The sequence below is a fragment of the Streptomyces actuosus genome, assembly GCF_016921115.1.
In the GTDB taxonomy this organism is placed as follows: domain Bacteria; phylum Actinomycetota; class Actinomycetes; order Streptomycetales; family Streptomycetaceae; genus Streptomyces; species Streptomyces actuosus_A.
This window is the reverse complement of sequence record NZ_JAFFZS010000009.1, coordinates 16092-41879: the sequence shown is the minus strand read 5'-3', so window position 1 is coordinate 41879 and position 25788 is coordinate 16092. Positions and strand designations below refer to the sequence as shown.

Here is a 25788-nt window from a genome sequence, read left to right as displayed (position 1 = left end):
GACACTGCCGCCGCCCGTGCCCCGCGGGCCACCATGGCCGCATGACAACGACAGCCCCGGTGGTCGCGTTCGACCAGGTGAGCAAGGCCTACGGCGAAGTCCGGGCCGTGGACGGCCTGACCCTGACCCTGCACCCCGGTGAGACCGTGGCCCTGCTCGGCCCGAACGGCGCCGGCAAGTCCACCACCCTCGATCTCCTCCTCGGCCTCAAGGCCGCCGACAACGGCTCCGTCGGCCTGTTCGGCGCCACCCCTCGCGAGGCGATCGTGGGCGGCCGGGTCGGCGCCATGCTCCAGACCGGCGGCCTGATGGACGAGGTCACCGTCGCCGAGCTGGTCCGCCTCGCCTGCGACCTGCACCCGAGGCCGTACCGGGTCTCCGAGGTGCTCGCCCGCGCGGGCGTCGCGCAGATAGCCGACCGCAAGGTCAACAAGCTCTCCGGCGGCCAGGCCCAGCGCGTCCGCTTCGCCCTCGCCACCGCCGGCGACAGCGACCTGATCGTCCTCGACGAGCCGACCACCGGCATGGACGTCACCACCCGCCAGGCCTTCTGGGCCACCATGCGCGAGCAGGCCGACCAGGGCCGCACCGTCCTCTTCGCCACCCACTACCTCGAAGAGGCCGACGCCGTCGCCGACCGGGTGCTCGTCCTGCACCGCGGCAGGCTGCTCGCCGACGGCACGGCCGCCGAGATCAAGGCGAAGGCCGGCGCCCGGCGCGTGTCGTTCGACCTGGAGGGCACGATCGACGAGACCCCGCTGCGCGAGCTGCCGTTCCTCACCACGATCGACGTGTCCGGCCAGACCGTCCGCATCCAGTCCTCCGACGCCGACGCCACCGTCCACGCGCTCTACGGGCTCGGCCTCTACCCCCGCAACCTGGAGGTCGCCGGGCTAGGCCTGGAGCAGGCCTTCGTCGCCATCACCGCCGCCGAGGAGGCCAAGCAGTCGTGAACAGCCTGATCAAGCTGGAACTCACCCGCGCCCTGCGCAACCGCAAGTTCCTGTTCTTCTCGGTGATCTACCCCTCGGTGCTCTTCCTGCTCATCGCGGGCACCGCCGACGCCACCACCGAGATCGACGGCACCGGCCTGACCCTGCCGACCTACATGATGGTCTCCATGGCCTCCTTCGGCGCCCTGACCGCCGTCCTGATGGGCAACAGCGAACGCATCGCCAAGGAGCGCGAGAGCGGCTGGGTGCGGCAGCTGCGGCTGACCACCCTCCCGGGCCGCGGCTACGTCCTCGCCAAGACCGCCGGCGCCGCCGTGGTCAGCCTGCCGTCGATCGTCGTCGTCTTCACCGTCGCCGCCCTCGTGAAGGACGTACGCCTCGACGCCTGGCAGTGGGTCGCGCTCACCGGCGTCATCTGGGCGGGCAGCCTGGTCTTCGCCGCGCTCGGCGTCGCCATCGGCTACCTCGCCAGCGGCGACGCGGTCCGCCCGATCACCATGATCACGTACTTCGGCCTGTCGATCCTCGGCGGCCTGTGGATGCCGACGACGACCTTCCCCGGCTGGCTGCAGGACATCGCCCGCTGGGTGCCCACGCACGCGTACGCTGCGCTCGGGCAGGCGATCGAGCAGAGCCAGGCCCCGCACGTGAAGGACATCGCCGTCCTGGCCGTCTTCTTCGCCCTGTTCACGGGCGGAGCGGCCTGGCTCTACCGGAAGGACACGCTGAAGGCGTGAAGGGCATCGGCTTCGGGCAGCGCCCGCAGAACCGCAGGCAACGCGTGATGAAGGTGCTGTGGACCGGCATCTGGCTCGCCTACCTCCAGGCGCCGGTCGACGACCTGCTGCACGGCGGACACAGCGACGGCGTACGGCTCCTCGGCTGGCTCGGCCTGGCCGCCTTCGTCGCCTGGTACTTCGCCCTGATCTTCCGCGCGGGGCGCGGCGAACGCAACGCCCTGGTGCTCGGCGCGCTCGGGGTCCTCGCCGCCCAGGCCACGGTGCTGTCCCTCACCCTGGGCCGGGACTGGATGGTCCTGTACGTGTACGTCGCCGTCGCCTCCGGCGCGGCCCTGCCGATGCGCCTGTCCCGCTGGACGATCCCCTGCGTCTCCGCCCTGCTGACGGCCGTCGCCCTGACGGTCCCCGGCGGCGAGGCCTTCCTGGCCGGCCTGCTCCTGCCGGCGCTGCTGGGCGGTTTCTCCATGACGGGCGTGCGGGAACTGATCCGCACCACCGTCGAGTTGCGCGAGGCCCGCGCCACCGTCGCCCAGCTCGCCGCCAACGAGGAGCGGCTGCGGCTCGCCCGCGACCTGCACGACCTGCTCGGCCACTCGCTGTCGCTGATCACCCTCAAGAGCGAGTTGGCGGGCCGCATGCTGCCCGGCCACCCGGAGAAGGCGGCCCAGCAGGTCGCCGACATCGAACAGGTCAGCCGCCAGGCCCTGGTCGACGTCCGCGAGGCCGTGACCGGCTACCGGCGCCCCCGCCTCGCCGCCGAACTCGCCGGCGCCAAGGCCGCCCTGACCGCGGCCGGCGTCACCGCCGAACTCCCCGCCGAGACCGGCCTCGACGGCGTCCCCGAGGACAGCGAGTCCGCCCTCGCCTGGGCGCTGCGCGAGGCCGTCACCAACGTCGTACGGCACAGCGGCGCCCGCCGCTGCGCGGTGGACGTCCTCCTCCGCCAGACCCTCGACGGGCCCGTCCTGGAGCTCTCCGTCGAGGACGACGGCTCCGGCGGGGCGGGCACGGGCCCCGGCAACGGCCTCACCGGCCTGACCGAGCGCCTGGAGAAGGCGGGCGGGAGCCTGGAAGCGGGCCGGATCCGCACGGGCTTCCTGCTGGTCGCCCGTGTCCCCGCCGCGCAGCCGGCACCCGTAGGATCCGGTGCATGACGCGCATGATCAAGGTCCTGCTGGCCGAGGACCAGTCCATGGTCCGCGAGGCGCTCGCCGCGCTGCTCGGCCTGGAGGACGACATCGAGGTGGCCGTCCAGGTCGCGCGCGGCGACGAGGTCCTGGCCGCGGCCCGGGAGCACGGCGTGGACGTCGCCCTCCTCGACATCGAGATGCCGGGCGCGACCGGCATCGAGGCGGCGGCCCAGGTGCACCGCGAACTGCCGGACGTCAAACTGGTCGTCCTGACCACCTTCGGCCGCCCCGGCTACCTCCGCAGCGCGATGGAGGCCGGCGCCGACGCCTTCCTGGTCAAGGACGCCCCCGCCGCCCAACTCGCCGCGGCCGTCCGCAAGGTGCTGGCGGGGGAGCGCGTCATCGACCCGACCCTGGCCGCGGCGGCCCTCGCCGAGGGCGCCAACCCCCTCACCGACCGCGAACGCGAGGTCCTGCGCGCAGCCGCCGACGGCTCCACGAACGCCGAACTCGCGGCGGCCCTCCACCTGTCCCAGGGCACCGTCCGGAACTACCTGTCGACGGCGATACAGAAGCTCGCCGTACGCAACAGAACGGAAGCGGCCCGCATCGCCCGCGAAAAGGGCTGGCTGTAGCGCCGGGTTCCGGCGCGGCGGGCGCGGCCCGGCCGGCCGGTGCCACCGACCGGCGCCGCTGATCCCTGCCGGGGTATCGCCATGGTGGTCCGGTGCCGGGGGATCGCGCCCCACGGCCCGGGCACGGCTTCATCCGGCCGGCCGGCTCCGGCTTCACGTGCCGTCCCCGCCCCCGGTCCCCAGGCGGACGCCGTACCTGCCGTCGTTCCGTGCCGTGACCGCGACCACGATCCCCTCGGGCTCGGCGGGCACGCCGAAGGTGACCTTGTGGCTCACCGCGGTGCCGCAGGGCTGGGAGACCACCTGGTACAGCACCTTGCCGGCCGCATCGTCGAAGTCCGCCGACAGAACGCCCGTCCCCGTGCAGACGATCTCGGCGGTGACGTCGCCCGCCGGGACGGCAGGGGTGCGATGCCGACCGGTTCCCCGACCGGTCACCTCCAGCAACGTGTCGCCGACCCCGTCCGGCGAGAAGGACGGCAGGTTTGCGGGAGCCGTACTCCTGGCTGTCGTCGCGGAGCGGCTCGGAGCGGCCCCGGAAGGGCCGTGGTCGGTGCACCCTGCTGCTGCGACGGCCAGCACGACAACGGCCGTGGCCCGGCACAAGGACGGCATGCGAGTTCCTCTCCCCGTTTCCGGAAAGGGTAGAGGGCTGCTTTCTCGCGCGATCTTCATGGTGAGACGAATCACATAGGGAAAGAGGGGATTCCGGTTATAGGACTCCTCGTAGGGTCAATTTCCAGTCACCCTGTCCGGAATTCATCGCTCGGGGCTGCTCCGGGAGGCTCCGTGGATCGGCCCCGATTCCCGCCCCTGGAGGTGCGGGCTGTGTCCGTCGTGGTGCCGGAGCGTGACTCGCTCGGGCGTGACGGCCGACCCGCGCCCCTCGGGGTGGCCGGATGACGTCTCGGCGGCTTTCATCCCGTTCGATGTCAACTCGCTCCGAATGTGACGCGGAGTTTTCATCCGGAGGGGCCACTCGGGAAGCGGTCGAAATGCGACAGACAATTGCCAACCGCTCGAAAATACAGAATATGCTCTGATTTCGGCATAGGCAATCGATCTGCCGCTAGTTCATTTTTCTCTCTCCATGGTGCTTCATTCTCTGTTTTCGGGGTCCTGTCCCTCGGCTTCCCGTGACCCTGTGCGTGCGCTCGGGATGGGGGTGGTCGACTCCGAATTCACAGTGATGGCGCCCGGTTCGACTTCTGTGAATGACGCACGTTCGAGTGACGCAGTTGCAGGTGAATCGCATGTCGCACTCTTGATCGATTATGAGAATGGAGTTAAAGTCTCGGGGACTTTGTGGTGATCTTGTGAAATCGGGGGGCGAGTTCCTGTGTCGTCGGGGTGGGTCGGTCATGGCGTGAAAGGGCGTCAAAGACAAGGGGACCGCGCGAGAGCGAGGGTGGGGGCCGTCGTCCTCGCCACGGTGATGGCGACACTCGCGTTCCCCGTGCATCAGGTCTCCGCTTCCCCCTCCGAGTCGGATCCCGCACCCGTGTCGGAGGACCAGCGGGCCCTGACCGAGGCCAAGCAGTCCGGCCAGCGGGTGGAGGTGACGGGCAAGCGGTCCGAGCGGTCGACCGTGTTCGCCAATCCGGACGGCCACACCTTCACCCTGGAGGAGTCGACGGCCCCGGTACGGGTGCCCGCGCCGGACGGGGGCTGGCAGGCGCCGGACGCGACGCTGGAGAAGCGTCCCGACGGATCGGTGGCGCCGAAGGCGGCGGCCGTGCAGATGGCGTTCTCCGGCGGCGGTGACAAGGCACCTCTGGCCCGGATCACCGACCACGGCCGCTCGCTGGAACTGGGGTGGCCGGGCACGCTGCCCGCCCCCACGCTGGACGGCACCACCGCCTCGTACGCGGAGGTCCTGCCGGGTGTGGACCTGCGGGTGAACACGACGCCGGAGAGCTTCCAGCCGGTGTTCGTGGTGAAGACGCCTGAGGCCGCGGCCAACAAGGAGCTGAAGAAGCTCACCTTCGACCTGAAGGCCGTGAACCTGAACGTCCGTGAGGGCGCGTCCGGAAGCCTCGCGGCGGTCGACGACGCGGGCCGCACGGTGTTCAAGGCGCCGCCCGCACGCATGTGGGACTCCGCCGGCGAGGACGCCGGACCGCAGACCCAACTCGCGAGGACCGAGGCCGCCGGCACCGGCGAGGCCGCGCCGTCCGACCCGTCCGAGTCGGCGCCCTCGGGGTCCGGTGTCGAGCCCGGGCAGGGCGACGCGGTGACCCGCATGGACGTGGACGTCACGAAGGACTCCCTGTCGGTGGTGCCCGACGCCCAGATGCTCAGCGAGACGGACGCCGCCGACTTCCCGCTGTTCATCGACCCGGCGGTGGCCGCCGGGGTGTCGGAGCGCACCCTGCTGCGCAGCGACGGCTACACCTCGTACGGCTGGAGCAACGGCTCGGACAACGAGGGCAAGGGCATGGGCCACTGCAGCAGCTACGGCGGCTACTACTGCGGCCCGGGGTACACGCAGCGGCTCTACTTCGAGTTCTCCCCCTCCCAGCTGAGCGGCAAGAAGGTCCTCGACGCCACCTTCCGGGCCACGGAGACCTGGTCGTTCACCTGTGACGCGAAGTGGGTGGACCTGGTCCGCACCAACAACATCTCGTCCTCGACCACCTGGTCGTCGCGACCGGCGGAACTGGACTGGATGGTCGACCGCTGGGTGTCGGCGGGCCGCGGCTCGGCCTGCGATCCGTCGCAGCCCGCCGCGCCGATCGAGTTCCACGACAACCCCGCCGAGTCGAACGAGAACCTGACGCCGACGGTGCAGTCGTTCGCCGCGGGCAACTTCGCCCGGCTGACCCTGGAACTGAGGGCCCACGACGAGTCGGACACCGCCGCCTGGAAGCGCTTCAGGAACGACGCCATCCTCTCGGTGCAGTACGTGTCGCTGCCTGCCAAGCCCAGTGACCTGCACGTGGTGGACGGTGGGGCTTCGGCGTGCATCCGCAGCGCTTCCGATCCGCAGATCGTGTCCGATGTCGCACCGCAGCTGAAGGCCACTGCGCACACCATGCCCGGCGGAGCCACCGGCCAGGAGAACCTGCGCGTCTACTTCGACCTGGACGAACTCCACAGCGACGGCACCTGGGTCGACACCACGCCGCCGGGCGGCGTGTCGGCGTACCCCACGACCGGCTTCCGTAAGGACGGTCAGGCGATCAGCATGACGTGGTCGGGCCTGGCCGTGGGCACGCTGTACCGGTATCACGCGTGGACGTGGTCCTACTACGACGATCAGTCCAACCATCTCAGCAGCGCCGCCTCGGACGGTTTCTGCTACTTCAAGGTGGACCCGCCGGCGCCGAAGGCTCCGAAGATCACGATCAACTCGGTCTACACGGACTGCGACAAGGACTGCACGGCTCACGGCGGCCCCGGCGTACCAGGAGAGTTCGTGTTCGCTCCCGGGGACGGGGACGTGGACATCAAGGCCTACCAGTACAAGTTGTCGGCCGCTGACGGCACGTGGTCCGACGACGACTGGTCGTCCGAACTACCGGGACTGACGGTGTCGCGTTCCATACCCCCCACCCGATCGGGCGCCAACGTGTTGTCGGTGCGGGCCAAGGACGACAGCAAGTGGGGCGCGCTGGCCACGATCGAGTTCAACGTCGCCGAGGGTCCCGGGCCGGTCGGGCTCTGGCACTTCGACGAGGCCACGGGGGCTGCCCTCGACGCGGAGACCACCGACGGCGAGGACAACGCCACGCTGCACGGGGGCGCGAGCCGGGACGACCGCGGACGTCTGGGAGAGATCACCCGCGACGCCCAGAACAACATCATGGAAGAGTCGCACCTGGACAAGGGGATGGCTCTCGACGGCACCACCGGCTACGCCGCAACCGACGGTCAGGTCGTCGACACCAGTGACTCCTACACCGTCTCGGCCTGGGCCCGGCTGGACCGCCTGCCCAGTGACAACAGGACCGTGCTCGGACAGGACGGCACCTTCTACAGCGGCTTCTACCTCTCCTACCAGGGCTCCGTCGGCACGTGGACCCTGCGGACGTCACCGAAGGACGACGGGAGCGGCAACATCACCGATCAGGTGGTGGTGGCCAAGCAGCCCGCCACGGCTGGAGTGTGGACACACCTGGCCGCCGTCTACGACAAGCCGGCCAACGAGATCCGCCTCTACGTGAACGGCAAGCTGCAGGGCAGCCACACGGCGGCCCCCTCCTGGAAGGCCCAGGGGCCGCTGCAGATCGGGCGGGTGCTGTGGGCCGGTGCCTACTACGACTACTTCCCAGGCTCGATCGACGAGGTGGCGGTCTGGCAGAGCGCCCTGACGTCCGACCAGATCGCCGAAGGGGCTCAGCAGGCGATCAACGGCAAGTTCAACGCGGTCGAGTTGGTGGGCGCATGGTCGGCCGACGGGGGTACCGGGAGCGGTATCGGGGACACCTCCGGCTACGGCCGACCGCTGACACTGGCCGGCGGTGCCGCGCAGGACGGCGAGGCGATCACGCTGGACGGCGTCGACGATGCGGCCACTGCCAGCGGGCCGGTGGTCGACGACACCGGCTCGTTCAGCGTCACGGCCCTCGCGTCCGTGAACGGCGCCGACCTCCTGTCCAAGCCGACCGGCTACACCGGGCAGGTGGTCGGTCAGCAGGCAGCCGACGGCTCCTCGTGGGGCATCTGGTACAAGAAGACCGGCACGAAGCCCGAGATCGACCCGGAGACCTTCGAGGAGAAGACCGTCCCGCTCGGACGCTGGTACTTCGGGCGACTGAACGCGGACGGCACCTTCAGCGCGGTAGGCACTCCGGAGAGTGAAGTGACGGACGCGATGGTCCGGCTGACCGGCGTGTTCGACGCGCAGGACGGCACGATCAGGCTCTACCAGGGCAAATCGTCCGACGAGGACCCCAAGGCGTTCACGGCCACCGTCGGCTCGGGCGACCTGGCGGTCGGCAAGGGCTTCACTGGTGGCTCCTGGCAGCACTATCTGACCGGCCGGGTCGCCGAGGTGCGCCTGTGGGCCGGGGCGATGGAGACCGCCGAACAGGTCGGCGAGGCCGTCGGCACCTGAGCATGTCACGGGTGGGGGTGGTCGCGGCATGGGCTGCCCCCACCCACCGGATGCGGCCGCCGAGGCGGCCCGCGACCAGCAAACGGATCAAGCTTTCCGGACGGGGTGGAACGGACACCATGGCATTTGGCATAGGCACCTCAAGAAGAGGGAGAGGGCGTACACGGCGCCGCACGGGTCGGTTGCTGGCCCAGTCGCTGACCCTGGCGCTCGTCGTACCCCTGGGTGCGGCCCAGGTGGCTCAGGCGGCCGGACCCGCCGGCCTGGGCCGTCCCGATGTGCCCTCCTCACGTGCGAGCAAGGTCAAGCCTTTCGATGCGCCCGGTGCGAAGAAGGCCCGCCAGAAGGTCGCCGAGGACAAGAAGGCCAACGCTGCCCAGGCTCGGCGAGCCCGGAGCGAACGCACGAATGCCTGGCCCAAGCAGGGCGAGGCGACCGTCGCCCTGACCGACGGCACGGCCCCCGAGTCCGCGCCGGGCGGGCTTCCGGTCACCGTGACCCGGCCGTCCGGCAAGGCAGCCCTGCCCGGTGGGGACGTCCACCTGACCGTCCTCGACCAGAAGGCCGCCCAGGAGGCCGGCATCACCGGCGTCCTGCTCACGGCCGAGGCAGAGCGTGCCGGCTCCGCCCGCGTCAGAGTCGACTACAGTCGCTTCGCCTCCGCGGTGGGCGGCGGCTGGGCGCAGCGTCTGCGATTGGTGGAACTGCCCGCCTGCGCGCTGACCACTCCTCAGAAGGAGGAGTGCCGTAAGCAGCGGCCGCTGACCTCCGCAAACGATGCGGCCCGCCAGACCGTCTCCGCCGACGTGCGACTGCCCCAGTCGCCGACCGGGGTCTCCGCGCAGCTGATGCGCACCGCCACCGCCTCCTCCTCGGGTGCAACCGTGCTCGCCCTCACCGCCACCTCGGCAGGCTCGGGCCAGTCACCCAACGGTGCCGGTGACTACTCGGCGACGGAACTGTCCGAGTCCTCGGCGTGGTCGGCGGGCGGCAACTCCGGCTCCTTCACCTGGTCGTACGGCTTCACCTTGCCGCCCGCAGCAGCCGGCCCGGTCCCGACGATGACCCTGTCGTACGACTCGGGCAGCGTGGACGGCCGTACCGCGACGACGAACAACCAGGGCACGTCGGTCGGCGAGGGGTTCACGCTGAGCGACTCCTACGTCGAGCGCAGTTATGGCTCCTGCGACGACGACGGCCACGCAGACGTCTTCGACCAGTGCTGGAAGTACGACAACGCCACCCTGGTCCTCAACGGCAGATCCACGTCTCTGGTCAAGGACGACTCGACCGGGGTGTGGCACCTGCAGGACGACGACGCCTCCAAGGTGACGCACTCGACGGGTGCGGACAACGGCGATGACAACGGCGAGTACTGGACCGTCGTCACCGGCGACGGCACCAAGTACGTCTTCGGCCTGAACAAGCTGGCCGGTGCGGACACCCAGCGCACCAACTCGGTGTGGACCGCTCCGGTGTTCGGCGATGACTCCGGCGAGCCCGGCTACTCGGGCGGAAGCAGCTTTGCGGACCGTTCGCTGACCCAGGCCTGGCGCTGGAACCTCGACTATGTCGAGGACCTTCGTGGCAACGCGGCCACCTACTGGTACACGAAGGAAACGAACTACTACAAGAAGAACAAAGCAACCACGGCGAATACCGTCTACACGCGGAGCGGCTACCTCAACCGGGTCGAGTACGGCCTGCGCAAGGGAGCCCTGTTCACCGACAAGCCGGATGCGAAGGTCACCTTCGGTTACGCGGAGCGGTGCACAGCGTCGGACTGCTCCAGTCTGACCAAGGACACGGCGGACGACTGGCCGGACGTGCCCTTCGACGCGATCTGCAGCAGCGGTGACACCGACTGCAACGCGACCAGCCCGTCCTTCTTCACCCGTAAGCGGCTGACGGGCGTCAACACCTATTCGTACAACGCGGGCACCGCAACCTACGACCCGGTCGACTCCTGGTCATTGGCTCAGGAGTACCTCGACGGAAACGACATCGGTGACAGTTCCGACCAGGTGCTGACGCTGAAGTCGCTGACGCGGACCGGCAAGGCGGGCGCCGCGAGCATCACGCTCAACCCGATCTCCTTCACCTACCAGATGCGGCCGAACCGTGTCGACGCCACCGACGACATCCTGCCCCTGACCCGTCCCCGCATCTCCACGATCACCTCGGAGACAGGTGCGATCACGTCGGTGAACCTCTCGCCCCCGGAATGCGTTCGAAGCGAACTCTCCGGCGCGGCCGAAGACACCAACACCCGTTCCTGCTACCCGCAGTACTGGCACATCAACGGCGCCGCGGAAGCCTCGATCGACTGGTTCCACAAGTACCGCGTCCTGGGCGTGACCGTCTCCGACCCGGCGGCGAACAACCCTGCCGTCGAGCACGCCTACTCCTACACCGGCGCCGCGTGGCACTTCAGCGACAACCCGTTCACCCCGAAGGACGAGCGGACCTGGTCGGACTGGCGTGGCTACCAGAAGGTCACCGCCTACACCGGTGCCACGAGTGTGACCCGCTCGAAGACGGTGTCGCTGTACCTGCAGGGCATGGACGGCGACAAGAAGAAGGACGGCACCACCAAGGCCGTCACTGTCGCCCCGCTCCTGGACACGGACGTCGACTTCCCCATCGCGACCGACAGCGACCGGTACAAGGGAATGCTGCGGCAGCAGATCACCTACAACGGCAGCCAGCCCATCGGCAGCGTCTTCAACAACTACGCCTATCGGCAGACGGCGAGCCAGGCCGTCCCGGATGCCGCCACCCAGGTCGCCCAGTGGGTCCGCGGCACCACCACCTACCGCAGCACCTACCTGACAGCATCGGCGAACTGGCGCACCCACGAGACCCAGGCCCACTACGACGACCTGGGCATGGTCACCAGCTCCGACGACTACGGCCAGCGCGGTCTGGGCGGCGACGAGAGCTGCACCCGCACCTGGTACGCCCGCAACGCCGCTCTTGGCATCACCAACCTCGTCTCCCGCACCCGCACCGTCGCCCGCAGCTGTTCGACCTCGGACACATCGCTGAGCCTGCCCACCAACACGGCGACTCGCGGCGACGTCCTGTCCGACACGGCCACTGTCTACGACGAGGCTGGTGCGACCGGCTGGTCTGCGGTTCAGCAGCCGACGAAGGGCGAACCGACCTGGACGGGCCGGGCCACCGGGTACGCCTCCACCGCCGACTCCAACGGTGACCGGCTGCCGACCGACTGGCAGACCCTGGCCACCACCACATACGACGGCCTCGGCCGCCCGTTGGCCGTCACCGACACCGCGGGCCACACCACCGCGACCAGCTACAGCCCTGCCGACGCCGGTCCGCTGACCAGAACCATCAACACCGACCCCAAGGGCTTCCGAACGGCCAGCTTCCTTGACCCTCGCCGCGGCCTCCCCTTGCGCACCTACGACCTGAATCTCAAGAAGACCGAGCAGTCCTACGACGCGCTCGGCCGTGCGACGGGGGTGTGGCTGCCCAACCGCAACGCCGGCACACAGAGCCCGAACAAGAAGTTCGCCTACCACCTGGACAACACCAGCGCTTCCTGGGTGTCCACATCGACGCTGACCAACGGCGAGACCTACAACACCAGCTACGCCCTCTACGACGCGCTGCTGCGCCCCCTGCAGACCCAGACACCCACCCCGCAGGGCGGTCGGCTGCTGACCGACAAGCGCTACGACACGCGCGGCCTGGTCTATCGGACCTACGCCGACATCTTCGACACGACCAGCACTCCCAACGGCACGTACGCCCGCTCCTCCTTCGGCAGCGCTCCACAGCTGACCGAAACCGTCTACGACGGCGCAGGCAGGCCCACCACCAGCAGCCTGTACATCTACGGCACCGAGAAGTGGTCCACCACCACCACCTACACCGGTGACTCCACAGCCACCACCGCCCTCGAAGGTGGTTCCGCCCAGCGGACCATCACCGATATCCGCGGCCGGACCACCGAGACCCGCAGCTATGCTGGCACCAACCCGGCCGACGCCGACTTCGGCACCGGCCCCGGCACCCCTCACACGTCCACCACCTTCAGCTACGCCGTGGACGGCAAGCAGAAGTCCATCGCCGGTCCGGACGGCGCCACCACCTGGTCCTACACGTACGACCTGTTTGGCCGTCAGACAACCGCCGTGGACCCGGACAAGGGCACCACGACCAGCGAGTACAACAGCCTCGACCAGGTCATCAAATCCACTGACGCTCGTGGCAGCGCGATCCTCACCGCCTACGACGAACTCGGCCGCACCACCGGCACCTGGGCGGGCTCCAAGACGGACGCCAATCAGCTCACCGCCTTCACATACGACACCGTCTTCAAGGGGTTGCCCGCATCCTCCACACGCTACGTCGGAGGCAAGACCGGCGCTGCCTACACCCACAGCGTCACGTCGTACGACGCCCTGAGCCGGCCCACCGCCACCCAGCTCCAGCTGCCCGACAGCGAGCCCTTTGTGAGCGCGGGCGAATCCTCCACTCTGGCCTACGAGACGCACTACAACACCGACGGCACCGTTCAATACACCTCAGAGCCCGCCCTCGGTGGCCTGCAGGCGGAGACCAACAACTTCCGCTACGACGGCCTCGGCAACCTCACTGAGATCCCTGGCTACTTGAAGGGCGTGACGTACTCGGCCCTGACCCAGCCGCAACTCCTCGCACTGGGTGTCGACAACAACGACAGCTACGTCTACAACGAATTCGAACCCGGCACCGGCCGCCTGACCCAAAGCCGGGTCTCGGACGACACGCACGCCTACAAACTGCAGGAACTCCACTACAGCTACGACCAGACCGGCAACGTCACGGCCATCGCCGACACCACCACCGCTGGCGGCGCGAGCTCGCCGGACACCCAGTGCTTCGCCTACGACGGCTACCAGCGCTTGGCCGAAGCCTGGACCCCCGCCTCCCAAGACTGCACCGACACCCGCAGCAGCTCCGGTCTGTCCGGCCCGGCTCCCTACTGGACCAGCTACACCTACACTTCCGCAGGCCAGCGCACCACCGAAACCGCACACAGCAGCAGTGGTGACACCACAACTACGTATTGCTACACCAACAGCAGCCAGCCTCACACCCTTACCGGCACCACCACCAAGGCCGACTGCACCACCCCGGAACACAACTACGGCTACGACGCCACCGGCAACACCACCCAGCGCCCCGGTCCGGCGGGCACGCAAACGCTGACCTGGTCACCCGAGGGCAAACTGGCCAACCTCACCGAGAGCAGTAACACCACCGACTACCTCTACGACGCGGACGGCAGCCTGCTCATCCGCACCACCGAGAACGGCGAACGCGTCCTCTACGCCGGCACCGCCGAACTCCATCTCCGGACCGACGGCACCACCTGGGCCCAACGCCGCTACGCCACAGGTGGCACCACGGTGGCCATGCGCTCCAACGAGTCCGGGACCACCAAGACCACCTTCCTCATCGGTGACCATCACAGTACTGCCACCCTGGCGATCAACACCGACGCCGCCCAGACCTACACCAAGCGCTACACCACCCCCTTCGGCGCTGACCGAGGAACACCCCTCTACGGCCCCTGGCCCGACGACAAGGGCTTCCTCGGCAAAACCCGAGACGTCACCACGGGACTCACTCACATAGGTGCCCGCGAATACGACCCGGGTATCGGCCAGTTCATCAGCGTCGACCCGCTCCTGGAGAGCGACAAGGCGCAGACTCTGAACGGCTACAGCTACGCCGCACAAAACCCGCTCACCGACAGTGATCCCACGGGTATGGGCCTGGCCTGTGGAGGCCACGGAGACTCTGCCGCCGGATGCCCTCAGCGGCCGGACGGCTCCCAAGGAAACGGAAGACCCAATGAGGGAGTTGCACCCGGGACGGGATGCGTAGCCCCTTGTGGCACGGTCAGCACTGATTCCAGTGGTACGGCCAAGGATGACAGCGACTGCGGCTGGCTCAGCATATGCGGCTTGGGTAATGCCTGGGATGCAACAACAGACTGGCTGTCGGATCACAGCACGATTGCTCAAGTGGTTACTGAGACTGTTGTTGGTGTGGCCTGCTACGGCTCTGCGGCAAGTGCAGGATTCGCCACCGGAGGAGCCGGCTTCTACGCGGCAACGGGATGTAGCGCTGTTGTGGGCGCAGCTGGCGCGGCCGTGAAGAACGCACTCTCAGACGACGCCGACCACAGCCTTCCTGGCCAGCTCAAGGATCAGGGAGTGGCCGCCGTCTGGAGCGCGGCGAGTGGCGCTGTGGAATACTTGGCTCTTGCGAAAATGGCAGGGATTCTGGCTAAGTGCCACAGTTTCCTTCCCGGAACCGGTGTGCTTATGGGTGACGGTACGGAAAAGGCCATTGAAGAGGTGGTAGTCGGCGATGTCGTTGTTACTACCGATTCTGTCACGGGAGTGACGACCAAGAAGACCGTTGTCCAGACCATCGCGACCGAGGATGACAAAGACTTCACTGAGATTTCCATAGCGCCAGGTGGCAAGAAGTCGAGCATCGTCGCCACGGACACGCACCCGTTCTGGGTTCCCGACCTGAAGAAGTGGATCAAGGCTGGTGACCTCGAGGTCGGCCAGATGCTCCGCACTAACGCCGGCACGTATGTCCAGATCACTGCAGTCCGTCACTACGCCAAACGCCAGCGCACACATGACCTGACGATCGATGACATCCACGCGTACTATGTGCTGGCGGGGGCCACGCCGGTTCTCGTTCACAATTGCGGAGGCGCCCCTACTCATGTCACAGGCAAGGGCGATGACCCGCTAGTTCCGGAACTCATCAACGACATCAATGCTCGCTACCCCGGGCATGTGCGAGCTGAAGGCGTCACAATAAATGGGCCGGACGGCAGTGCGCTCACGGACTTCGACATCGTGACCCGAAATGCGGTGGTGCAGGTGAAGAGTGGCTCAGGAAAGGGTGCTCTCAAGCAGGCGCTAAATACGCAAAGCCTGACGGACTATCCGGTCATCGTCTATCTTCCACAGGGGCGTGGAAGTGTGATTAAGAGTCTGGAGCAGGCTGGCATCATGGTGACACGGGACAAGAACCTGCTACTTGATGTCCTGGCTCCCTAGCCCCCGACGGTCTCTACGTGGGTCAGCGTTGCTGACAGGAAGGAGCCGCAGTGCGTCCTACCATCGTGCTTCTCAGCCCGACCAGTGATCTCCAGGAGCTAGTGGCTCGCCTGCGCGGAGTCGGCTCTTATCGCGAAGGTGCGATCTTCGATCATTTGGATTGGAGGGAGTGTCGCTTCGGGGTGGACGTTTCCGGGGACGTTATCGGCGAGTTTGACGAGGAGGAGATTGCCGAGATTCGCGAGGAACTCGGTGAGTTCAATGCAGTCCTGGTCGAGTACCCTGGCATGCCGTGCATCCGCGATCTTTTGATCGAGGTAATTCCTGGGGTTCGCGGAGTTCTCGATACGAATCACGGCGAGCTTCTGAGCTATGACGCGGTCCTAGAGAGATTCCATCGAGATCCGTCATGGGACTGGCGAACTAGTAACGATGGAGCGACCTCAGGTGGTTAGCTCCTGAGATATTCCCCCAGCGCAACACTTGGGCCCCTCCGGGAGAATTCGGAGGGGCCCAAATGTCTCTTGACGGCAACGGTGACGCTGAGGTTGAAAGGGTGGGGTGACGGGGCTACGGGGGCTCCAGTCCGAGTCCGGTCTCGTCTACGAAGCCGTTGAGGATCTGCGGTCGGCGTTGGATGGCGCGTAGGCGGTTCTTCACGAGCGGGGTGAGGTCGTCGATCGTGCGGGGTGCGAGGTTGGCCAGGGACTTCTTCAGGTGGGCCCATACGCCTTCGACGGGGTTGAGGTCGGGTGCGTAGGGCGGGAGCTTGACGATGGTGAGCCAGTCGCTGTTGCGGTTGCAGAACTCCCGTAAGGGCTTGGCGTGGTGGGTGCTGGCGTTGTCCCACACCACGATCAGCGGGGCACCGCCGAGCTGCCGGCGGGCGGAGGTCAGCAGGTCCGCGAACTCACGGGCCCGAAGCCCTTCTTCTCGCCGGTACGGCCCCGGTACGTCTGCGTCCGGTAGATCAGCCTGGTCTCGCGGCCCGGTCTGACGCAGACCAACCCGGCCATCAAGACCCGGCCCGATCCCTTCCCGGTCACCCTGACCAGCGGCGTCCGGCCCCGCCGCGACCAGGTCCGGGCCCTTGCCGGGCTTCAGATCCTGCCCGGCCTCGTCCTCGAAAACTATCCACGCGCCCAGGAGCTGGGCCGCCCTCTTACCCGTGACCACTGCTCCGTCCGCCACCGGGCAACGGCCTGCTCGTCCCGCTCGACCGCCCGGTGCACCGGGACCTGCGGTGACCAGCCCAGCCGGTGCAGCAGATACGACACCCCGCGCGGGGTGTACCGGTAGCCGAACAGGCGATGGATCAGCTCCGCGACCCTCGCCAGGGTCCACCGCTGATCCTCGATCCAGCCGTGCGCAGCCGGTCCCGCCTCCAGCTCGGCCTGCAACCGCTCCGCCTGGACATCGCCCAGCCGGCACGGAAAGCCGCCGGCTCCCTTGGAAGCCAGGGCCATGCTGCCGCCCTCACGCCAGACAGCGTGCCAGGCGTACGCCGACTTCCGTGACACCCGTAACCGGCGGGCCACCTCCGGCGGCCGCATCCCCTGCCCGAACATCTCCGCGGCCTCGAAACGCACCGCCTCACGCCTCGCCCGCCCCGCAGCGGTCAGACCGCCACCATCCGCATACCTCATGACGAGGATGTAGCACCGCCAACGCCCGCTGTCACCCCACCCTTTCAACCTCAGCGGCAACGTCAGCGGACGCCAGCAGCGCAAGGTGGCGGTTCGTCGCCGTCGGTCCTCTCGGCCTTGGTGGTTGTCGGGCTGTCGAGGGCGCTGCCGAGGGTGTTGATGGCGTCGCGCTGGAGACGGAGTCGGACATGGGCATAGACGGGTCTTCGAACTTGAGCGGTGCGCCGACCTGAGCTGCTGACGTGGCGTCACGTTCCGTGGTCTTGTGCTGGACAGCTCGGCCCTGAACACAGACTGCCCGTGGTCCTGAGTGATCATTTCTGTTCTCTACGCAGAACGATCAAGCAGGAGCCACGGGCTTGCTCAACGATACGAGGTTGCTGCTCGACCTCGACGGAGTGTCCGTCGTTCGGGTCGAGCGGCTGGCCGATGGCAGACGCCGGGTCCACCTGGTCACGGCCCACGAGACCGCCCGGGCGTGCCCGGTCTGCGGGGTGTTCGCCACCCGGGTCAAGGGCTCAGCGACGACCCGGCCCCGCGACCTTCCGTGAGACGGGGCTGGAGTTCCGCTGGCACAAGCGCCGCTGGTTCTGCGGGGAGTCCGCCTGCCCGCGCCCCTCGTTCACTGAGCAGATCCCGCAGATACCGGGCCCGCGCCCGGATCACCACCCGGCTGCGGGCCTGGGCCGGACGCCGGGTGAGGGACGCATGCTCCACCGTCGTCCAGGCCGCCCGCGACCTGCACCTGTCCTGGCCGACCGTGATGGACGCCTTCCGTGCCCAGGCCCGCGAGGTCATCGACGCACCTCTGCCCGAGGTCGAGGTGCTGGGCATCGACGAGACCCGGCGAGGGCGGCCGCGCTGGGAACAGGACCCCGTCACCGGAAAGCGGCACCTTGTCCGCGACCGGTGGCACACCGGCTTCGTCGACGCACTCGGCAGCGGCTGCCTGCTCGGGCAGATCGAGGGCCGAACCGTCGCGGACGTGCTCGTCTGGCTGTCAGCCACCCCGCTGACCTGGCGCAAGAGCATCAAGTACGTGGCCATCGACATGTCCGCCACCTACCCGTGCGGCCGCCCGGATCACCTTGCCGCAGGCCGCCGTCGTGGTCGACCACTTCCACGTCGTCCAGCTCGCCAACAAGTTGCTGTCCATGGTCCGGCGCCGCACCACCGCCGAGGTCTGAGGCCGGCGCGGACGCGCCAGTGACCCGGAGTGGAAGGCCCGACGGCGCCTGCTGCGCAACCGCGAGGACCTCACCGACGAGCAGTTCGCCACCATCAGTTGAGCCGTGCCCGCGCCGCCCGTGCCTCCCCCCGGAGTCGGTCGGCGGCCTCCTCGTCGACCTTGGCGACCACCTCCGCGTACGCCTCCAGCTCCGCGGCACCCGCGGTGAACTCGCCGCGGCCAACCAGTAGCTGGGCGCGTTCGTGGCGCAGGCGGGCCGGGTGGGAGGGGAGTTGGAGGGACAGGTCCACGGCCCACAGGGCGACGTCGGACCGCTCGGGGCGGGCGGCGGCCCAGGCGCGGATGTTGTTCAGGATGCGCAGGACGACGTCGAGGGGGTCGGCGGGGGCGAGGTGCGCGGGGTCGAGCGGGGCTCCGGTGGCGCCGGCGACGAAGAGCTCCGCGTCCGTGCCGGTGAGGACCCGGCCGCCGTCGAAGGGGTCGGCGAGGACCTGCCGCTCCTCGGGGCCGAAGCCGACGACGAAGTGGCCGGGCAGGGCGACGCCGTGGACGGGCGCCCCGGCTCGCCGGGCGACCTCCAGCCAGACCACCGACAGCAGGATCGGCAGCCCGCGCCGACGCCGGAGGACCTCGTGGAGGAGGGACGACTCCAGGCGCCGGTAGTCGGCCGGGGTGCCGTGGAAGCCGTGGCGGGTGCCCAGGAGCCGGTGCAGGGCGGTCGCCCAGGCCTGCGGGCCACCCGGCCGGAACGGCACCTCGCCGGCCAGCCGGTCCAGTTCCATCTGCGCGGCGTCCATGCCGGACTCGTCGAGGGAGCCGTCCCCGGCCGCGCCGATCAGCAGGCACAGCGCGGACAGGTCGGGGCGTTCGGAGCGGGCCTCGGCGGCGAACCGCCGGTGCAGTGCGGCGGAGCGCTCCGGGCTCGGGGGGTGGGGCGGTCGGTGCGGGTCCACGATGGTGCTCTGCCCTCCTCACCCAGCCCCGGAACCGGAACCGGAGTCGCAACCGGAGCCGGGAGCGGGTGCGCGGTAGTGGTGGTACGCGTGGTGTGCGGCGAAGCCCATGCCGGCGTACAGGGCACGGGCGCCCTCGTTGTCGGCCTCCACCTGGAGCCAGGCCGCCGAGGCGCCCTCGTCCAGGGCCTGCCGGGCCAGCGCGGCCATCACGGTGGTCGCGAGGCCGCTCCGCCGCTTGAGCGGGTCCACCTCGACGGCGGCGAAACCGGCCCACCGCCCGTCCACGACGCACCGCCCGATGGCGGCCGGGGCGTCCTCGCCGGGCACGGTGGCGAACCACACCGAGGGCCCGCCGCCGAGCACCCGCAGCGCCACCTCGCTCACGCCCTTGCGCTGGTAGCGGGCCAGCCACGCCTCGTCCGCCCGCCGGGACAGCACGACCCCGCCGGCGTCGGCGCGGTCGGCCACCGGGGCCAGCGCGCCCACCCACAGCTCGGCGGTCACCTCGCGCTCCCAGCCGCGCCGCTCCAGTTCCGCGCACAGCGGCTCCTGGCTGCCCTCGGCGCCGGTCGCGGTCTGGACGTAGGCGGGCAGGCCGCGCGCGCCGTACCAGCGCCGTACGGCGTCCAGGGCGTCGTCGAGGGGGAGGCCGGGGTCGCCGAGCGGCAGGACGGAGTTGGCGCGCCGGGTGAACCCGGCGGCGGCGCGCAGCTCCCAGGCGCCGAGCCGCTCGCTCTCCACGGGCCGCCAGGCGCGGGCGGTGACCCGGGCCAGCTCCTCGTAGGAGGCGGCCGGACCGCGGCGGCGCGCCGGCGCCGCCGGTACGACTTTCCCCGCGACCAGTACGGACTCCGGAATCCGGACACCCGCCCCGTTCTTCTGTGTGATCACCAACACACCGTCGTCCCAGGATGTGAGAACACCCACCGTGTCGGTGAATTTCGACCCACCGTCCCCAGGGCTGCTCAGACGGCGTACGGAGACCCGTTTGCCCACGTCAGCAGCGGTGATACGGACCTCAAGGCGCCCGGCGGCAGAGATTTCCACAGGTCAGTTCACCCCTCCTGTTCGGATCATGCCCGGGAACGGAGATACTAGGGGCGGGCATCGACGACGCCGCGCTCCCGCGCGCCAGGCGGCGGAGCCTGTGGGAGGCCCGCCAGCGCCCTATCGAGGAGGAACGACAGCGTGACCTACGTCATCGCAGAGCCTTGTGTCGACGTCAAGGACAAGGCGTGCATCGAGGAGTGTCCGGTCGACTGCATCTACGAGGGCAAGCGGTCCTTGTACATCCACCCGGACGAATGCGTCGACTGTGGTGCCTGTGAGCCGGTCTGCCCGGTCGAGGCGATCTTCTACGAGGACGACACTCCGGAGGAGTGGAAGGACTACTACAAGGCGAACGTCGAGTTCTTCGACGAGCTGGGCTCGCCCGGCGGCGCCAGCAAGCTGGGGCTGATCGAGCGCGACCACCCCCTCATCGAGGCACTGCCGCCGCAGGGCGAGTGACCCCGTAAGCGGCCTGCACGACTCAGCCGCGCCGCCTCGGTCCCGTACGGCCACGATCGCTCGGATCGGATCCGGTCGCCGCACGGGACCGAGGCGTTTGCCGTACCGACGAAAGTGAGCACGTTCCCCGTGTCCGCAGACTCCGCCCGCCCGGCCGCCCGCCCGGCCGCCCACCCGTCCGTGACGTCGCTCCGCGACCGTCTCCCGGCCTTCCCGTGGGACCGGCTGGAGCCGTACAAGAAGACGGCCGCCACCCACCCGGACGGCATCGTCGACCTCTCCGTCGGCACTCCGGTCGACCCGGTCCCCGAGCTGATCCAGAAGGCGCTGGTCGACGCTGCGGACTCGCCGGGCTATCCGACGGTGTGGGGTACCCCGGCGCTGCGGGACGCGATCACCGGCTGGCTGGAGCGGCGTCTGGGCGCCCGCGGGGTCACGCACCGGCACGTGCTCCCCGTCGTCGGCTCCAAGGAACTGGTGGCCTGGCTGCCCACCCACCTCGGCCTCGGCCCCGGCGACAGGGTCGCCCACCCCCGCCTGGCATACCCGACGTACGAGGTGGGCGCCCGCCTGGCCGGCGCCGACCACGAGGCCTACGACGACCCGACCGAGCTGGACCCGGCGAACCTCAGGCTGCTGTGGCTGAACTCCCCGTCCAACCCGACGGGCCGGGTGCTGTCCCGGCAGGAGCTGACCCGGATCGTGGCCTGGGCCCGCGAGCACGGCGTCCTGGTCGTCTCCGACGAGTGCTACCTGGAGCTGGGCTGGGAGGCCGACCCGGTGTCGGTCCTGCACCCCGACGTCAACGGCGGCTCGTACGACGGCATCGTCGCCGTCCACTCCCTGTCCAAGCGCTCCAACCTGGCCGGCTACCGCGCCGCCTTCGTGGCCGGCGACCCGGCCGTCCTCGGCCCGCTGCTGGAGATCCGCAAGCACGGCGGCATGATGACCTCGGCGCCGACCCAGGCGGCGGCGGTGGCCGCCCTCGGTGACGACGAGCACGTCCGCGTCCAGCGCGAGCGCTACGCGGCCCGCCGCGAGGCCCTGCGGGCGGCGCTGCTGGGCCACGGCTTCCGCATCGAGCACAGCGAGGCGAGCCTCTACCTGTGGGCGACGCGCGGCGAGTCCTGCTGGGACACCGTGTCCCACCTGGCCGCACTCGGCATCCTGGTCGCCCCCGGCGACTTCTACGGCCCGGCGGGCGAGACGTTCGTCCGCGTGGCCCTGACGGCGACGGACGAGCGGATCGAAGCGGCCGTACGGCGCCTGTAGCGAAGGCGGGAACGAGAACCTGCCGTCCGCTGCTGCCTGCCGTTGGGTGCCCGCAGGTCACCGTCCGCCCGCCGCCCGCCGCCCGCCGCCCGCCGCCCGCCGCTCGGTGACCGTGCCGCCGGTCCTCCGGCCGGCCGCGGACGTGACGACGGGGCCCAGGTGGTGGACCTGGGCCCCGTCGGCGTGCGGGGACAGGGGGCGTCAGCCGCCCAGCGGCAGGCCCTTCAGGGGCAGGGACTGGGCGGCCCCGGCGCCCTTGGGCAGCCCGTCCGCCGGCAGCCCGCCCTTCGTCACGGTGGACGTGGTGTCGCCGAGCATCCGGCTGGCGGAGCCGGCGGCCTCACCGGCGGCCTTCTGCGCCGCGGGCGTCGCCTTCCGGACGGCCTTGCCGCCGGTCATGCCCGCGGCCGGCACCGTCTGCTCGACCGCCTTGCCGCCGGTGCCGCCCGCGAGGCCGGTGGCGCTCTGCACCGCGCCGTCCGCGGTGGCGCCGGCGCCGGCGGCGTCCAGGGCGGTCAGTCCGCCGAGGTCCGGGGTCGCGGGAAGAGCAGGGGCCGCACCGGCGGAGCCGGCCGCACCGACCCCGGCAGCCGCTCCCGCTGCGACGAGCAGCGCGGCACGGGCGATCCGGCGGGTCAGGGGGAGGGTCATGATGCTCCTTCGACGGGAGAGAAACGGTGAACTGTCCGGCGATGCCTGGCAGTTGAAGCAGCCGATCATCGGGTCCGGACGCAGTGACTACCGCTCGAGGACCGCGAAGGTTGCGGCGGAGCAATGTAAAGAATGGGCAATGCGTCGCATAATCACCTGCGGATATAAACGGGCAAAAGGCGCCCGGTGGGAAGGTCCGCCGAATCCTTACAGCCCGGTGTTTCCAAGGGATTCGGTGGAGGCGGGGGTGAGTGCGCGAAAACCTGCCCGCACGACCCTCGACCGGCCCCGCATGACCCGTCAGGGTGAGGGACCGTACTGCTGCGCGGCCGGTCCTACTGCCCGGCGACGATCCGCACCGCGTCCCCGTCCCGCCCGGACCCGGCCCCGGAGGTGGACCCGGAGTCGGGCGCCGAACCCGAACCGGAACCGGCGGCGCCGCGCCACCGGCCGTCGGTCGTGCCGGCGACCCACTCCCGGCCTGCGTAGGAGACGCGTTCGATGTGCAGGGCGGAGGCGTTGGCCACCGCCCAGTGTGCGAGCTGCCAGCCCCGCTCCCGTGCCGACCGCTGCCCGGCCCGCCCGTCCGGGCCCGCCTCGGCCACCGGCACGGTCACCGTCCGTCCCCCGGCATCCGCCGAGCCGCGGGGTGTGACGGATGCCGCGGACTTTGAACCGTCCGACGATCCGGGCGAATCGGACGAGTGGGGCGCCTCGCCCGCCCGGGAGCCGGCCGGCGAGGACGTCGCCGCGGCCCGGTCGCCCACCTCCGCGCCGGCCACCTCGAACGCGTCGCGCCCGAAGTCCCGCACGAGCGCCGCGCGCACCCCGTCGGGCCCCGCGCCCGGCCTCGTGTCCTTGCGGCCCCCGCAGGTCAGCGTGGCCGCGGAGCGTCCCGTCAGGGCGGCGGCCAGCAGCGACGCGTCCGACTCGTGCTTGGCGTACGCCTCCGGGTAGCCGCTGCGCTGCACGCGCTGCGCGGCGACCGTGAGCGGCAGCCCGGTGTAGCCGGGGACCTTCACCAGGTGCTGGTAGAAGGCGCCCGCGGCGTACGTCGGGTCCATGATCTGCCGCGGGGTGCCCCAGCCCTGCGAGGGCCGCTGCTGGAACAGGCCCAGCGAGTCCCGGTCGCCGTGGTCGATGTTGCGCAGTCCGGACTCCTGCAACGCCGTCGCCAGCGCGATCGTCACCGCCCGCTCGGGCAGGTTGCGGCCGGTGCCGACGGCCGCGATCGTCGCGGCGTTCACCGCCTGCTCCGGCGTGAAGGCGTACGACGCCGCGCCGCCCGACGCGGAGACGACCCGGCAGCCCGGCGAGCCCCCGCCCCCGGTCACGTACTGCACCGTGAGGTAACCCGCGACCGCGCCCAGCGCGACCAGCCCGGCGCCGAGCCGGAGCAGGCGCCGGCGGCGTCCGGAGGCCGCGGGCGGGGCCGCGGGCGCCGGTGACGCGTGAGGTGTGGGGGACGGCTCTGGCACGCGGTACAAGGTACTGGAGGCCTCCGGAACTGGGGAGTCCGGAGGCGGGGGCCCCGTGCCGGGACCCGGACCGGAAGCGGGCGCCCAGGGCCCGGAGCCCGGGTTCGCGCAGCGCTCCCGCCGTCGCGGGGGGATAGGGTCGCGGGCATGGCCGACACCCCGCTTGACCTCACGCTGGACGCCGCGGAGCTGACCGCGCAGCTCGTCGACTTCGCCTCCGAGAGCGGCGCCGAGAAGCCGCTCGCGGACGCGATCGAGGCCGCGGTGCGCGCCCTGCCCCACCTGACGGTGGACCGGTACGGCAACAACGTCGTCGCGCGCACCCACCTCGGCCGGGCCGAGCGCGTGATCCTCGCCGGCCACATCGACACCGTGCCGATCGCCGACAACGTCCCCTCCCGCCTCGACGACGAGGGCGTCCTGTGGGGCTGCGGCACCTGCGACATGAAGTCCGGCGTCGCCGTGCAGCTGCGCATCGCGGCCACCGTCCCGGCCCCCAACCGCGACCTGACGTTCGTCTTCTACGACAACGAGGAGGTCGCCGCCGAGCTCAACGGGCTCCGGCACGTCGCCGAGGCGCACCCCGACTGGCTGGCGGGCGACTTCGCGGTGCTGCTGGAGCCGTCGGACGGGCAGGTCGAGGGCGGCTGCCAGGGCACCCTGCGGGTGCTGCTGCGGACCGGCGGCGAGCGGGCCCACTCCGCGCGCAGCTGGATGGGCTCCAACGCCATCCACGCGGCGGCGCCCATCCTCGCGCGGCTGGCGGCGTACGAGCCGCGGTACCCGGTCATCGACGGCCTGGAGTACCGGGAGGGCCTCAACGCGGTCGGCATCTCCGGGGGCGTGGCGGGCAACGTCATCCCCGACGCGTGCGTGGTCACGGTCAACTTCCGCTACGCGCCCGACCGCACCGAGCAGGAGGCGATCGCACACGTGCGCGAGGTCTTCGCGGACTGCGGGGTGGAGGAGTTCGTCGTCGACGACCACAGCGGCGCCGCCCTGCCCGGGCTGTCCCATCCGGCCGCCGCCGCCTTCATCGAGGCGGTCGGCGGCACCCCGCAGCCCAAGTACGGCTGGACGGACGTCTCCCGGTTCTCCGCGCTCGGTGTCCCCGCGGTCAACTACGGTCCGGGCAACCCGCACCTGGCGCACCGGCGGGACGAGCGCGTCGAGACGGCGAAGATCCTCGCGGCGGAGGAGCGGCTGAGCGACTGGCTCACCGGCTGACGGAACGGGCCCTACGGCCGGTTCGCCGGCCGCGTCCGGGGGCAGGGGCCGGGCGTCCGGGGCGGGTTCGGGGTGCCGGCCCGAGTGGCCCGTCGCGGGCGTTCCGGCCGCGTGGCGGAGGGCGGCCGGACGGGACGTTCCCGACCGGCCCCGGTGGCGGACATGCTCACATCCTCTGTCCGTAACCGCCGTGGATCTACGCTGAGGTGGAAAGTCGGCACGACGGAGGGAGCGCGT

The 25788-nt window shown here is 70.1% G+C and carries 17 protein-coding genes and 1 pseudogene; 11 read left to right on the top strand and 7 right to left on the bottom strand.

All coding sequences use genetic code 11. The features are described 5' to 3' along the window. The first annotated feature begins 41 nt into the window (after positions 1–41). Genes JS756_RS13985 through JS756_RS13970 form a run of 4 tightly spaced genes read left to right on the top strand, consistent with a single transcriptional unit; the run spans position 42 to position 3458 of the window. Positions 42–953, top strand: a complete 912-nt coding sequence (locus tag JS756_RS13985) for an ABC transporter ATP-binding protein (RefSeq protein WP_205383412.1) — start codon at positions 42–44, stop codon at positions 951–953. Continuing rightward, positions 950–1690 carry an ABC transporter permease gene (locus JS756_RS13980; RefSeq protein WP_205383411.1) on the top strand — a complete coding sequence of 247 codons (741 nt, stop codon included), beginning with the start codon at positions 950–952 and terminating at the stop codon, positions 1688–1690. Before JS756_RS13985 ends, JS756_RS13980 begins: the two co-directional genes overlap by 4 nt. Then, on the top strand, positions 1687–2847 hold the full coding sequence (locus JS756_RS13975; protein WP_205383410.1) for a sensor histidine kinase: 1161 nt from the start codon (positions 1687–1689) through the stop codon (positions 2845–2847). Before JS756_RS13980 ends, JS756_RS13975 begins: the two co-directional genes overlap by 4 nt. Further along, positions 2844–3458 (top strand): response regulator transcription factor, encoded by a 615-nt coding sequence (locus tag JS756_RS13970; protein WP_205383409.1) that lies wholly within the window; start codon positions 2844–2846, stop codon positions 3456–3458. Before JS756_RS13975 ends, JS756_RS13970 begins: the two co-directional genes overlap by 4 nt. Positions 3459–3611: 153 nt before the next feature. Here JS756_RS13970 and JS756_RS13965 read toward each other — a convergent pair whose 3' ends face one another. Then, complete coding sequence (locus tag JS756_RS13965; RefSeq protein ID WP_205383408.1) at positions 3612–4073, bottom strand: hypothetical protein; 462 nt, start codon at positions 4071–4073, stop codon at positions 3612–3614. A gap of 793 nt (positions 4074–4866) precedes the next feature. Here JS756_RS13965 and JS756_RS13960 point away from each other — a divergent pair. Together JS756_RS13960 and JS756_RS13955 are read left to right on the top strand one after the other, a co-directional pair. Beyond that, positions 4867–8517, top strand: a complete 3651-nt coding sequence (locus JS756_RS13960) for a laminin G domain-containing protein (RefSeq protein ID WP_307790620.1) — start codon at positions 4867–4869, stop codon at positions 8515–8517. A 119-nt stretch (positions 8518–8636) separates the two neighbouring features. Continuing rightward, positions 8637–15623: a polymorphic toxin-type HINT domain-containing protein gene (locus JS756_RS13955; protein ID WP_205383407.1), complete on the top strand. Its 6987-nt coding sequence runs from the start codon at positions 8637–8639 to the stop codon at positions 15621–15623. A gap of 98 nt (positions 15624–15721) precedes the next feature. Here the strand turns inward: JS756_RS13955 and JS756_RS13950 are convergent, their stop codons facing one another. Continuing rightward, entirely contained in the window at positions 15722–15979 is a 258-nt protein-coding gene (locus JS756_RS13950; protein WP_205383406.1) for a hypothetical protein, read from the bottom strand. Positions 15980–16193: 214 nt separating this feature from the next. Further along, positions 16194–17269, bottom strand: a pseudogene (locus tag JS756_RS38560) (IS630 family transposase). 359 nt (positions 17270–17628) lie between these two features. On the opposite strand from JS756_RS38560, the gene JS756_RS36755 reads away from it, so the two are divergent. Both JS756_RS36755 and JS756_RS38555 read left to right on the top strand, forming a co-directional pair. Further along, entirely contained in the window at positions 17629–17820 is a 192-nt protein-coding gene (locus JS756_RS36755) for a hypothetical protein (protein ID WP_240203735.1), read from the top strand. Continuing rightward, positions 17748–18479 carry a helix-turn-helix domain-containing protein gene (locus tag JS756_RS38555; RefSeq protein ID WP_307790616.1) on the top strand — a complete coding sequence of 244 codons (732 nt, stop codon included), beginning with the start codon at positions 17748–17750 and terminating at the stop codon, positions 18477–18479. The genes JS756_RS36755 and JS756_RS38555 overlap by 73 nt, the downstream gene beginning before the upstream one ends. 71 nt (positions 18480–18550) lie before the next feature. Here JS756_RS38555 and JS756_RS13925 read toward each other — a convergent pair whose 3' ends face one another. Then, positions 18551–19411: a transglutaminase-like and tetratricopeptide repeat-containing protein gene (locus tag JS756_RS13925; RefSeq protein WP_205383403.1), complete on the bottom strand. Its 861-nt coding sequence runs from the start codon at positions 19409–19411 to the stop codon at positions 18551–18553. A gap of 18 nt (positions 19412–19429) precedes the next feature. Beyond that, positions 19430–20461: a GNAT family N-acetyltransferase gene (locus tag JS756_RS13920; protein ID WP_205383402.1), complete on the bottom strand. Its 1032-nt coding sequence runs from the start codon at positions 20459–20461 to the stop codon at positions 19430–19432. A 141-nt stretch (positions 20462–20602) separates the two neighbouring features. Here JS756_RS13920 and fdxA point away from each other — a divergent pair, with 141 nt between their 5' ends. Together fdxA and JS756_RS13910 are read left to right on the top strand one after the other, a co-directional pair. Further along, complete coding sequence (gene fdxA / locus JS756_RS13915; RefSeq protein ID WP_205383401.1) at positions 20603–20923, top strand: ferredoxin; 321 nt, start codon at positions 20603–20605, stop codon at positions 20921–20923. A gap of 180 nt (positions 20924–21103) precedes the next feature. After that, complete coding sequence (locus JS756_RS13910; RefSeq protein WP_205383577.1) at positions 21104–22195, top strand: bifunctional succinyldiaminopimelate transaminase/glutamate-prephenate aminotransferase; 1092 nt, start codon at positions 21104–21106, stop codon at positions 22193–22195. Between the two features lie 201 nt (positions 22196–22396). Here JS756_RS13910 and JS756_RS13905 read toward each other — a convergent pair whose 3' ends face one another. Beyond that, positions 22397–22846 carry an ATP-binding protein gene (locus JS756_RS13905; protein ID WP_205383400.1) on the bottom strand — a complete coding sequence of 150 codons (450 nt, stop codon included), beginning with the start codon at positions 22844–22846 and terminating at the stop codon, positions 22397–22399. Positions 22847–23181: 335 nt separating this feature from the next. Continuing rightward, on the bottom strand, positions 23182–24324 hold the full coding sequence (locus JS756_RS13900) for a VldE C-terminal domain-containing protein (RefSeq protein ID WP_438817314.1): 1143 nt from the start codon (positions 24322–24324) through the stop codon (positions 23182–23184). A 147-nt stretch (positions 24325–24471) separates the two neighbouring features. Here JS756_RS13900 and dapE point away from each other — a divergent pair, with 147 nt between their 5' ends. Next, positions 24472–25551 carry a succinyl-diaminopimelate desuccinylase gene (gene dapE, locus JS756_RS13895; protein WP_205383399.1) on the top strand — a complete coding sequence of 360 codons (1080 nt, stop codon included), beginning with the start codon at positions 24472–24474 and terminating at the stop codon, positions 25549–25551. Positions 25552–25788 lie beyond the last annotated feature (237 nt).